Genomic DNA, 10,641 nt, shown 5'->3' on the forward strand with positions numbered 1-10,641 from the left:
TGTCTAGGATGCAGTTCGGCCGATGCGATCGTGATGTTCCGCAAGATCTGCGTATTCGGCTCGCAGAATCCGTTTGTCGATCTTCATGCTGGAGGTTCGCGGCAACGGGTTGTCGAGGAACACGACATACCGGGGCACCTTGTAGTTCGAGAGCCGAGTGCGGCAGTGATCGACGATCTCGTGTGAGGGAACGGCGCCGGAGGTGCGGAGCAGAACGGCCGGTGTTTCACCGAATTCGTCGTCGACGACGCCGATGACCGCGGCCTCGAGGACAGCCGGGAGTTCGAGGACGGCGCGCTCGAGTTCTGCTGCGTAGATGTTCATCCCGCCCGAGATGATCACATCCTTGGTGCGGCCCACGACACGGATCGCGCCCTCGTCGTCCTTGACGCCGACATCGCCCGTGCGCAGCCATCCTCCCGAGAACGTCTGCTCGGTGAGTGCGTCGTCCTGCCAGTAGCCTCGGGCGATGCCCGGACCGGATATCCAGATCTCACCCGATGTGCCCGCAGGGCAGGGTGTGCCATCCGGATCCATGATGTCGACCCTCGTGAGGATGCCTCCGAAGCCGACCGATTCCGGTGTGCGAATAGACAGTTCGACGCTGGGGAACGTGACCATCGACAGCGACTCGGTGAGGCCGTAAGCCTGGCGCAGACCGACTCCCTTCGCCGACCAGGCCTCGATGAGGCCCAGAGTCACCGGGTTTCCGCCGATGAAGACCACCTTCAACGACGAGAGGTCGGTGGACTCGAACGACGGGAGCGCGGCCATCTGCTCGAAGAAGATGGTGGTGCCCGCCATCGTCGCCACGCGCTCGGAGGCGATGAGGGACATCGCGACGTGCGGATCCCATTTGGGCAACATGACGACGCTGCCGCCGAGGACGAGGGGCGCGAGGAATCCGTTGAGCAGGCCCGCGGCGAACGACATCGAGCTCACGTTCAGGGTGCGTGCGCCCATGAGTTCCGGCGCCTGCAGCGACCACTCGAAGAACGCGCCGAGCAACGACTCGTGGGTGTAGACGACTCCCTTCGGCAGGCCGGTCGAACCGGACGTGGGAATGATGCAGACGGGGTCGGCGGGATCGCTCCCGGGATCGGGAAGGGGCACGCCCGGATCGGTGGTGCACAGCATCCGGGAGTCCACGATCTGCGGCGGTTCGTCGATGCCCGCGCAGGCCGCTTCGGCGAACTCCCGGTTGAGCGCCGCGGCGACGACGACTCTCGGCGTCAGTTTCCGGTAGACCTCGTTGAGTTCGGTGGTCTTGTGCCGTTCGTTCAGCGGGCACAGGATGGCGCCGGCGCGGATCGCACCCAGCGCGGCGATCGCCCACTCCACCGAAAGGCCGCCGAGGACGCCGACACGGTCGCCGGGGCGCACGCCCGACGACACCAGTTGTGCAGCAGCCTGATCCATCGCGGCGGTCAGCTCGCGCCACGTCAACGAGAGGTCGTGACAGCGCAGGGCGGGGGCGTCGGGTTGGCGAACGGTCCAGGCCTGAACGGCGCGCAGGATGGTGGTGTCACGCATCGACGTGCTCCTTGTCATGGGTGTGGGGTCTCGGCACCGCGAGTGGACGGCCGTCGGGGGTACGATTCGCGCGGACCGGAGGAGGATCAGTGGGACGCAAGCCGGCGATCACGCGGAGCGCCGTGGTGTCTGCCGCGATCGAGATCATCGATCGCGACGGTATGGAAGGCTTCAGTCTGGAAAGAATCGCCACGGCGCTCAATGTTCGGGCGCCCTCTCTGTACAACCATTTCGCGGACAAGACCGAGATCCTGTCCGAGGTGGCGCGGGCTGTGGTTCTGGAGACTCCTCGGATTCCCGATCCCGCACCGGGACAGTGGCGGGAATGGCTGATCGCGGAGTCTCTCGAGTTCCGGAACTCGTTGCTCCGCCATCCGAACGTCGTTCCGGTGGTGTTCACCTGGTTTCCGGAGAAGCTGCTGCACACGCTCTACGCGCAGTATTCGACGCTGCTGGGCGAGCAGGGAGTTCCGCTGTCACGCCATCTGTTTCTGCTCGAAGCCACGCACCGGATGACGGTGGGATCTGCGATGTGCACTGCGACGGGCAGGCCCGCCCTCGTCGAGTTGCCGCCGAACGCCGCGGTGGAACGCTCCGCGGCAGCGACCGATGCGGACGAGGCGCTGTTCGTCGAAATGCTCAGAGCGTTCCTGGTCGGCGTCGACGTCGACGGTGGGAGCTGACCGGCGACCGACTCCGGTACGGGCCGGTCGATGGGCAGGCGATAGGCGGTGAAGACATCTCCGACCTCCTCGGGCTGGTGAATCGCATATTCGAGTGTGAGACGATGCTACATCCAGCGTGACTTGTCTCACTGCGAATAAACTATAGACGTTAGTAAATTCGGTCAAGCCCCCACGGAACGGATATTGCCGATCACATCGCGTAGTACGCGGATCACGGTCTGCATCGCAGGTGAGGGATTCGAGTCCTGCCAGGCCATGGCGATCGGGAGGGTGGGGGCGTCGCCGGCGAGGGGCAGGTATTCGACGCCGTCCATCGTGAGGTGCGCCGTCGAATCCACCACCACGGCAACTCCGACTCCGGCGCCGACCATTGCGAGCAGGCTGTACGGGTCGGGTGCCTCGTGCGCGACGACGGGGGCGAATCCTGCTGCCGCGCACAGCGCGATCGTGGCGTCGCGGACCACGGAGCCGTGTTCGGCGGGATAGATCACGAACCGCTCGCCCGCCAGTTCCCGGGGAGCGACCGCGCCCGCGTCGACGAGGCGGTGCCCGGCAGGGACCGCGACCATCAGCGCCTCCTCGAGCACCGTGTGCGTCGCGAAACCCCGCGGGACCGGCAGTCCGACGATGCCCATGTCCAGGGTGCCGCGCCCGAGAGCGTCCAGCACCTCGCCGGAGTACATCTGCGGGCGCAGGTCCAGTTCGATGCCGGGGTAGGCGTCGGCGAGGGAGCGGGCGAGGACCGACAGCACCGTGTAGCCGCCAGCGCCACCGAACCCGACGGTCACGCGGCCGGTCTCCCCGGCGGCCGCCGCCTGCGCGATGTCGCGGACGATCCCGATCTGCGCCTCGATGGTCCGGGCCGGACCCACCAGCGCCTCGCCCGCGGCCGTGAGGCGCACGGAGCGGGTGGTGCGAACGAACAGGTCGGTGCCCAGTTCCCGTTCGAGGGCCCGCACGGTCTGGCTGAGCGGGGACTGCGCGACATGGAGACGCTCGGCGGCACGCCCGAAATGCAGTTCTTCGGCCACCGCGAGGAAGGCGTGCAGGTGGCGGAGTTCCATGACGCTCCTCGGGGACTATGTGTCTGGATCACCTAAACAAGCTGAATTAAGTCTTGGACTGTACACGGAATCCCGACCATAGTGATGCACACCACCTCTACCTCGGTGTGACGCCCGAGTACCACAGTCAGGGAGAACCGTGAATCCGAATCCCGGCCGCGACGCGGCACCACCCGAATACAGCACCCGGCAGGCCCGCAAAGCAGGTGTCACCGCTTTCGTCGGCACCACCATCGAGTGGTTCGATTTCTACATCTACGGCACCGCCTCCGCGCTGGTGCTGGGCCGGTTGTTCTTTCCCGACGCCTCGCCCGCGGTGGGTACCCTCGCCGCGTTCGCGACGTTCGCGATCGGTTTCGTGGCCCGCCCGCTCGGCGGGATCGTGTTCGGTCACTTCGGGGACAAGTTCGGACGCAAGAACGCCGTCATCATCACGCTGATCCTGATGGGGATCGGAACGGTCGGCGTCGGCTGCCTCCCCACCTACTCGCAGATCGGGATCTGGGCGCCGATCCTGCTCGTCGCGCTCCGGGTGGTCCAGGGCATCGCCATGGGCGGTGAGTGGGGTGGCGCGGTCCTCATCGCCACCGAATTCGCGCCGCCGAACAAGAAGGTGCTCTACGGCGCGTTTGCGCAGCAGGGATCGCCCGTCGGCAATCTGCTCGCGACCCTGGCCTTCCTCGCGCTGACCTTGTTGTCGGACAGCGTGTTCGAATCGTGGGGCTGGCGTCTGCCGTTCCTCGCGTCCGCCGCACTCGTCGTCGTCGCGCTGTACATCCGGCTGCGCATCTCGGAGACCCCGGAGATGAAGAAGGCCGTCGTCGCGCAGGAACGCACCCGGATGCCGCTCGTGGAGGTGCTGCGTTCGCACCCCGTCGAACTCGTCCTCGGTGTGGGCGCGGTGGTCGCGGGCGTCGCCATCACCTACGTCAAGACGACATTCGCACTCGCGTGGGCCACCGCCGATCTCGGATTCGACCGCGGGGACTTCCTCCTCGTGATCACGATCGCGCTCGTCGCGCAGGTGCTCGTGCAGCCGTTCGGCGCCGTGCTGGCCACGAAGATCGATCCGTCGCGGGCGGTGCGCTGGATGCTGCTGCCCGAACTGATCCTGCTGCCCCTGATGTTCCTGCTCGTTCAGACCGGGTCGGTGCCACTCGCGATGCTCGGCATGGTGCTGGCCACGGCGCCGCACGCGATGTACTACGCCGCGCTCGCCGGCATCCTCGCCCAGGTCTTCCCGACCAACGTCCGGTACACCGGAATCTCGTTGTCGTATCAGTTGTCCACGGCGATCTTCGCCGGAACCGCCCCGATGCTCTGCCAGTTCCTGCTCACCCGTACCGACTCGATCTGGCCGGTGGTTGCCCTCGGACTCGGCTACGTCGTGCTGTCGCTCGCCTGCATGACGCTGCTGCTCCGCAGAGGCGAAGCCCGGCGGAGCCCGGACACAGAGCCCCTTCCCGCCCACACCTCGACCCGGAAAGATATCGCCCACTCATGAATTTCGCACACACCGACCCCGCCCTGCGCATCGTCGTCGACCGGTGGACCGCGCTGTCGGACCGCGGCAAGCTGAACGCCCTGCTCGACCGTCTGGGCGCCGACGCCGACAACCGGCTCGACGCCCTCGCCGCCACCGCCGACAAGAATCCGCCGGTGCTGCAGCAGTTCGATCGGGACGGCGAACGCATCGACCGGATCTCGTACCACCCGGCGTACCAGGAGTTGTGCCGCGCCGCCTACAGCGAATACGGACTGTCCGCACTGTCGCACCGCGGCGGCCTGCACGGCTGGGACGAGGTCCCGCCGCATCTGGTGAAATACCTCGCGTCGTACGTCTTCGTGCAGGCGGAGTTCGGGCTGGCGTGCCCCGTGTCGATGACGGACGCCGCCGCCCGCACGCTGCGCATGTTCGGTGAGCCGGACGTGTTCGGGCCGTGGATCGACGCGCTGACGTCGACGGATCCCGAGGGTGCGATGACCGGCGCGATGTTCATGACCGAACCGCAGGCAGGCACGGATATCGCCCGCACCGAGACCCTGGCGGAACGCGACGGCGACGCGTGGCGGCTGACCGGGAAGAAGTGGTTCGCGTCGAATCCCGACGCCGACGTCATCGTGACCCTCGCCCGGTTCCCCGGCGGCGAAAACGGCTCCACCCGCGGCGTCGGAATGTTCATGGTGCCCAAGGTTCTCGCGAACGGCGAGCGCAACAGTTACACGATCGACCGGCTGAAAGACAAGCTCGGTACCCGCTCGATGCCCAGCGGTGAGGTGTCGCTGACCGGTGCGTACGCCCTCCAGGTGGGCGCACTCGACCGCGGGTTCCGGCAGATGGCCGAGATGGTGAACACGTCGCGGCTGTCGAACGCGATGCGGTCGAGTGCCCTGATGCGGCGGGCCGTACGCGACGCCGTCGACCACACCCGGGAGCGGGTCGTGTTCGGCAAGACCCTGTTCGACCAGCCGCTGATGCGCGCCACCCTGCTACCCCTCGCTCTCGACGCCGAGGCGGCGCTCGCCCTGGTGGCGTACAGCGCGCAGTGCCTGCAGTCGGCGGACGCCGGCGACGACTCCGCGCGGGCCCTGATCCGGGTGCTCACCCCGCTCGCCAAGCACTACATCTGCAAACGGGCGCGCGTCGTCACCGGCGAGGCCATGGAGATCCGCGGCGGCAACGGCTACATCGAGGAATGGGCACACGCCCGCCTGGTCCGGGACGCCCACCTGGGGTCGATCTGGGAGGGGTCGAGCAACGTCATCGCCCTGGACGTGCTGCGGTGCATGCGTAAGTTCGGTGCGCACCGCGGTCTGGCGGACACGATGCGGGGCATCCTCGACGGCCTCGGACCGGACTGCGGTCTCGGCGCCGAGATTCTCCGCCGGCGGTGGGACGACCTCGTCGCGGAGGGCGATCTGCTCGTCGCCGGGAACGACGACACCGCGCAGGCCGGGTGCGCGCGCCACGCGAACGCGCTGGCCCGTGCGGCGATGGCCACGCTGCTGTTCGATCTGGCGGATTTCGCGGTCGGCGCGGGCAGCGGCTACCGGTCGCTGCTCGTCGCGAACGCCTACCTCGCCGGCGAGTCCGGAGACGTTCCCGAGGCCGCCCTCCGGAACCTCGCGGCCGTCGTCGACGGCACCGACGTCGCCGAGGACGTCGCGCACGCCGCCGCGCCCCGAACCGACTCTGCAACAGGAGTTCTCCTGTGAACACCACCCACACCGGGCCGGCACCCCTCGCCGGGGTGCGGGTGCTGGACCTCTCCAAGATCCTCGCCGGACCGTACGCCACCATGTCGCTCGCCGACCTCGGTGCCGACGTCACCAAGGTCGAGCACCCCGAGGGCGGCGACCCGACACGGTCGTGGGGCCCACCGTTCGTCGGCGTCGACGCCACGTACTACCTCGCGATCAACCGGGGCAAGAAATCGGTGACCGTCGACCTCAAATCCGAAGAGGGACAGGACCTCATCCACCGCATCCTGGAGGAGACCGACGTCGTCGTCGAGAACTTCAAACCCGGCAGCGGGTTGCAGCGGATCTTCGACTACCGGACGCTGTCCGAGCGGTACCCGCACCTGGTCGTGCTGCACATCTCCGCGTTCGGGGAGGAGGGGCCGTTGCGGGACGAACCCGGCTACGACATGATCGCGCAGGCCGCCGGCGGCCTCATGTCGCTGACCGGTGAGCCGGGCGGGGCGCCGATGAAGGCCGGATTCGCGATGGGCGATCTGGGGGCGGCGCTGTTCGGTCTGATCGGCGTGCTCGCCGCCCTCGTCGAGCGGTCGCGGACCGGCCGCGGGCAGTACGTGACGACGTCGCTGTTCGAGTGTCAGCTCGCCTTGCACGTGAACTGGGCGACGAACTATTTCGCCACGGGGGAGCGTCCCGGCGCGCTGGGTTCCGGTCATCCGAATCTCGCTCCCTATCAAGCGTTCCCCGCGAGCGACGGATACTTCGTCGTCGCGGTGGGCAACGACGCGCAGTGGGCAAGCCTGTGTTCGGCGATCGCACGCGACGATCTGACGGCCGATCCGCGATTCGAGCGCAACCGGGACCGGGTGGCGAATCGCGGCGATCTGGAGCGGGAACTGTCGACGGCGTTCGCGTCGGGCACCGTCGAGCACTGGTGCGACACGCTCACCACCCATGCGGTTCCCGTGTCACCGATCCGGCACCTCGACGAGATCTACGCCGACCCGCACACCGCGGCCCTCGGCATGATCGGCACGGTCGACCACCCGACGATCGGCAGCCTGCGGCAGATCGCGTTCCCGGTCAGCTTCGCGGGCGAACGCCCGCACCTGACGTCCGCGCCGCCGATTCTCGGCGCCGACACGGATGCGGTACTGGGTGCCCACCGGCCGAAGTCGGTGGTCGGCGGATAGACCCGGCCACCCCGGGCGCGCGACGCTCCCGTTCCGTGCGGATCTATTCCGAATCCCGCCAGAACGCCTCGGCGAGACGCTCGACGAGGCGCTGCATCTGTTGCAGGCCTTCGGGAATGCGGTCGGGGCCGAACCGGTATCGGGGACCGTTGAGGGACACGATCGCCACCAGGTTTCCGGACGAATCCTTGACCGGACGAGACAGGGAAATCAACTCTTCCTCGAGCTCGTTGTCGATGAGAGCGAAGCCGTTTTCGCGGATCCGATCGAGTTCGGCCAGCAGGGCCGCGCGGTCGGTGATTGTCTGCGCGGTGTATGCCTCGAGCTTGTCGGGCAGGCGGCCGAGGACCTTCTTGATCGGCCACTCGGCCAGGAGGACCTTGCCGCTGGAGCTGGCGTGGAGGGGATACTGCTTGCCTATCATGTGGGGGGACATCCGCGATGTCGTGCCCACGACGTGTGAGCCGGCGGCCTCGGCGATGAGGTCGAGCTCGTCCCTTGCATTCGGCACCGACAAGGTCACCGTTTCGTCGAACGTGTCGGCCAGCTCCTGCAGTAACGGCCGAGCGCGGGCTGCCAGACCGGCACAGGGGTCGGCGTGCCGTCCGAGTCGGGACATTTCCGAACCGAGGATGTAGTTGTTGTCGATGCGATCCACCAGGCCGGTCCGCTCGAGGCTGTGGAGCAGACGAAATGCGGTGGGACGGGAGATCCCGACAGCTTTGGCGAGGGTGCTCACCATCGCGCCGGTCTTGGGCCGGGATGCAAGCTCGCGCAGAAGACGGACAGCCTTGGTCACCGACTTGTTGGCAATCTCCGCCGGCTCGCCGGGATTCACTGCGATCACTGTGGCCGTCCTCGGCTCGTTCATTGCGCCCCCGATGCTTTCGGTTCCAGTGGTGGGTCAGGCGGCGGTGAGTTGCCGGATTCCGCCGAGTCGGCCCTGGTGGAAGACGAGGGGCTCGCCGTGTCCGGTGTCCATGTGCAGGACGCGGGCGATGACGATGGCGTGGTCGCCGCCGTCGAGTTCGTGGGTAATTTCGCAGTCGACGTAGGCGTGGGCTCCGGTGATGCGGGGGGATCCGGCCTCGGACAGGGACCAGTCGATGTCGGCGAATTTGTCGGGTTGCTTGCTGGAGAGGGCGCGGCAGATCGGTTCCTGGCCGGCGGCGAGGATGCTGGCGCAGAGTCGTCCGGCGGCGCGGACCTTGGGCCAGCTGGTGGAGGTGTGGGCGACGCTGAAGCTGACCAGGGGTGGGTCCAGAGACAGTGATTGGAAGGTGCCGACGACGAGGCCGCAAGGGTGTTCGGCGTCGGCGGTGATGCCGGAGAGGGCGACGACACCGGTGGGCAGGTTCCCCATCACGGTGCGGTAGTGGGCCTGGTCGATGGTCGAGGTAAGCATGGTGGCTCCTCTTCGGGTCGCGGCGCGGGTGCCGGTGTCGGGGACTACTACATACGTTCAATTTATGAACGTTATGTTCAAACTGGTGTAAGTATTGCGTCCTGGGTCACACCCTGTCAAGCGTTTCGGGGTCACCGTTCGGGCAAGAGTTTCTCGGTGCAGATGATGTGGCGCGGTGTTGTTCAGCAAGGTATTCCGTGCGCAGATCAAATCGGGGGGTGGGCGGAACTGCGACGGCGCGGTGTGACGCCGGGCCGTGTTGACCGCCATTGAGGGCCATGTCACAATTTCAATCACAGTGTTCAGAATTTGAACAACCCGGTGGAACCTCGGCTCGGAACACACGAGAACAGATGAACGAAGGAGAACAGGTGAAGATCGCGCAGATCGAACTCTTCCAGGTGGACCTGCCGTACTCGGGCGGTGTCTATGTACTCTCGGGCGGCCGTTCGTACACCTCGTTCGATGCCTCCATCGTCCGCATCACCACCGACGACGGCCGGCAGGGGTGGGGCGAGAGCACACCGTTCGGCTCCACCTACATCGCCTCCCATGCTCTGGGCACCCGCGCCGGGATCGCGGAGATCGCACCCCACCTGCTCGGCCGGGACCCACGTCAGGTCGAGCGGATCAACGACGCGATGGACGAGGCACTCGTCGGTCACAACCACGCCAAGACCGCGCTCGACGTCGCGTGCTGGGACGTCTTCGGCAAGTCCGTCGGGCTTCCGGTCGCCGAGCTCCTCGGCGGTTCGACCGGTGTTCCGATGTCGATGATCTCCTCGATCTACGCCGGTGAACCGGAGGAAATGCGCCGCCGCGTCGCCGATCACCGTGCCAAGGGATATCGCGGCCACTCCATCAAGGTCGGCGCACTCGACAGCGAGGGCGGACCCGCGCTCGATGCGGAGCGGATCGCCGCATCCCTGGCCGACAAGCAGCCCGGTGAGTTCTTCCTGGTCGACGCGAACGGTGGACTGTTGCCGGAGACCGCGCTGCGGATGCTCCGGATGCTGCCGCACGGTCTGGACTTCGTGCTCGAGGCCCCCTGCGCCACATGGCGGGAGACGATCTCGCTCCGCCAGCGCTGCCCGTACCCGATCATCGTCGACGAACTCGCGCAGCAGGACTACGACATCGCGTTCGCCTCGGCGCACGACGTCGCCGACGGCATCGGACTGAAGATCTCCAAGGCCGGCGGTCTGACCCGCGGCCGTCGTCACCGCGACATCGCGCGCGCGGCGGGGATGACCGTCAGCGTGCAGGACACGGTCGGCTCGTCCATCGCGTTCGCGGCGATCGTGCAACTCGGCGCCACCGTCCCGCCGCGTACGCTGCGCTGCGTCCTCAATTGCGAGGACATGGTGACACTGCCGACCGCGAGGTTCGACGTGCTGACCGAGGACGGCGGCATCCTGCCGCCGAACACCCCCGGACTCGGGATCGAGGTCGACGAGGCGGTGCTCGGCGATCCGGTGGCCGTGTGGAGCGACTGAGGTAACACCGAAAAGCCGCGTCGGGGGGGGGGGTTTGTCTTGTTCCCCCCCCGCCTGTTCTTT

9 protein-coding genes are annotated in these 10,641 nt (G+C 67.2%); 5 read left to right on the plus strand and 4 right to left on the minus strand.

What is annotated here, in order from left to right:
• Nucleotides 1–3 precede the first annotated feature (3 nt).
• Complete coding sequence (locus ACFU5V_RS08135; protein ID WP_378698266.1) at nt 4–1,533, minus strand: class I adenylate-forming enzyme family protein; 1,530 nt, start codon at nt 1,531–1,533, stop codon at nt 4–6.
• A gap of 89 nt (nt 1,534–1,622) precedes the next feature.
• Here ACFU5V_RS08135 and ACFU5V_RS08140 point away from each other — a divergent pair, with 89 nt between their 5' ends.
• Nucleotides 1,623–2,216: a TetR family transcriptional regulator gene (locus ACFU5V_RS08140; RefSeq protein WP_378438688.1), complete on the plus strand. Its 594-nt coding sequence runs from the start codon at nt 1,623–1,625 to the stop codon at nt 2,214–2,216.
• A 164-nt stretch (nt 2,217–2,380) separates the two neighbouring features.
• Here ACFU5V_RS08140 and ACFU5V_RS08145 read toward each other — a convergent pair whose 3' ends face one another.
• A complete protein-coding gene (locus ACFU5V_RS08145; RefSeq protein WP_378698268.1) occupies nt 2,381–3,283 on the minus strand; it encodes a LysR substrate-binding domain-containing protein in 903 nt (300 codons plus the stop codon).
• Nucleotides 3,284–3,422: 139 nt separating this feature from the next.
• Between ACFU5V_RS08145 and ACFU5V_RS08150 the strand changes: the two genes are divergently transcribed.
• From ACFU5V_RS08150 to ACFU5V_RS08160, 3 genes are read left to right on the plus strand one after another with little or no spacing between them, the layout of a single operon-like run.
• Nucleotides 3,423–4,787, plus strand: coding sequence for an MFS transporter (locus tag ACFU5V_RS08150; protein ID WP_378698270.1), 1,365 nt, complete (start codon nt 3,423–3,425; stop codon nt 4,785–4,787).
• Complete coding sequence (locus ACFU5V_RS08155) at nt 4,784–6,499, plus strand: acyl-CoA dehydrogenase family protein (RefSeq protein WP_378698272.1); 1,716 nt, start codon at nt 4,784–4,786, stop codon at nt 6,497–6,499. Before ACFU5V_RS08150 ends, ACFU5V_RS08155 begins: the two co-directional genes overlap by 4 nt.
• Nucleotides 6,496–7,677 carry a CaiB/BaiF CoA transferase family protein gene (locus tag ACFU5V_RS08160; RefSeq protein WP_378698274.1) on the plus strand — a complete coding sequence of 394 codons (1,182 nt, stop codon included), beginning with the start codon at nt 6,496–6,498 and terminating at the stop codon, nt 7,675–7,677. The genes ACFU5V_RS08155 and ACFU5V_RS08160 overlap by 4 nt, the downstream gene beginning before the upstream one ends.
• A 43-nt stretch (nt 7,678–7,720) precedes the next feature.
• Here ACFU5V_RS08160 and ACFU5V_RS08165 read toward each other — a convergent pair whose 3' ends face one another.
• Together ACFU5V_RS08165 and ACFU5V_RS08170 are read right to left on the minus strand one after the other, a co-directional pair.
• Nucleotides 7,721–8,548 (minus strand): IclR family transcriptional regulator, encoded by an 828-nt coding sequence (locus ACFU5V_RS08165; protein WP_378698276.1) that lies wholly within the window; start codon nt 8,546–8,548, stop codon nt 7,721–7,723.
• A 33-nt stretch (nt 8,549–8,581) separates the two neighbouring features.
• On the minus strand, nt 8,582–9,082 hold the full coding sequence (locus ACFU5V_RS08170; protein WP_378698278.1) for a flavin reductase family protein: 501 nt from the start codon (nt 9,080–9,082) through the stop codon (nt 8,582–8,584).
• Nucleotides 9,083–9,435: 353 nt separating this feature from the next.
• Between ACFU5V_RS08170 and ACFU5V_RS08175 the strand changes: the two genes are divergently transcribed.
• Nucleotides 9,436–10,578 (plus strand): mandelate racemase/muconate lactonizing enzyme family protein, encoded by a 1,143-nt coding sequence (locus ACFU5V_RS08175; RefSeq protein WP_378698280.1) that lies wholly within the window; start codon nt 9,436–9,438, stop codon nt 10,576–10,578.
• Nucleotides 10,579–10,641: the final 63 nt, after the last annotated feature.

This window comes from Rhodococcus sp. NPDC057529, from assembly GCF_042802055.1.
Lineage (GTDB): Bacteria > Actinomycetota > Actinomycetes > Mycobacteriales > Mycobacteriaceae > Rhodococcus_F.

Excerpts from the sequence above, each read along its gene's own strand:
- ACFU5V_RS08155 (WP_378698272.1), top strand. The coding sequence starts at position 4,784 with ATGAATTTCGCACACACCGACCCCGCCCTGCGCATCGTCGTCGACCGG.
- ACFU5V_RS08145 (WP_378698268.1), bottom strand. The coding sequence starts at position 3,283 with ATGGAACTCCGCCACCTGCACGCCTTCCTCGCGGTGGCCGAAGAACTG.
- ACFU5V_RS08170 (WP_378698278.1), bottom strand. The coding sequence starts at position 9,082 with ATGCTTACCTCGACCATCGACCAGGCCCACTACCGCACCGTGATGGGG.
- ACFU5V_RS08165 (WP_378698276.1), bottom strand. The coding sequence starts at position 8,548 with ATGAACGAGCCGAGGACGGCCACAGTGATCGCAGTGAATCCCGGCGAG.
- ACFU5V_RS08135 (WP_378698266.1), bottom strand. The coding sequence starts at position 1,533 with ATGCGTGACACCACCATCCTGCGCGCCGTTCAGGCCTGGACCGTTCGC.
- ACFU5V_RS08175 (WP_378698280.1), top strand. The coding sequence starts at position 9,436 with ATGAACGAAGGAGAACAGGTGAAGATCGCGCAGATCGAACTCTTCCAG.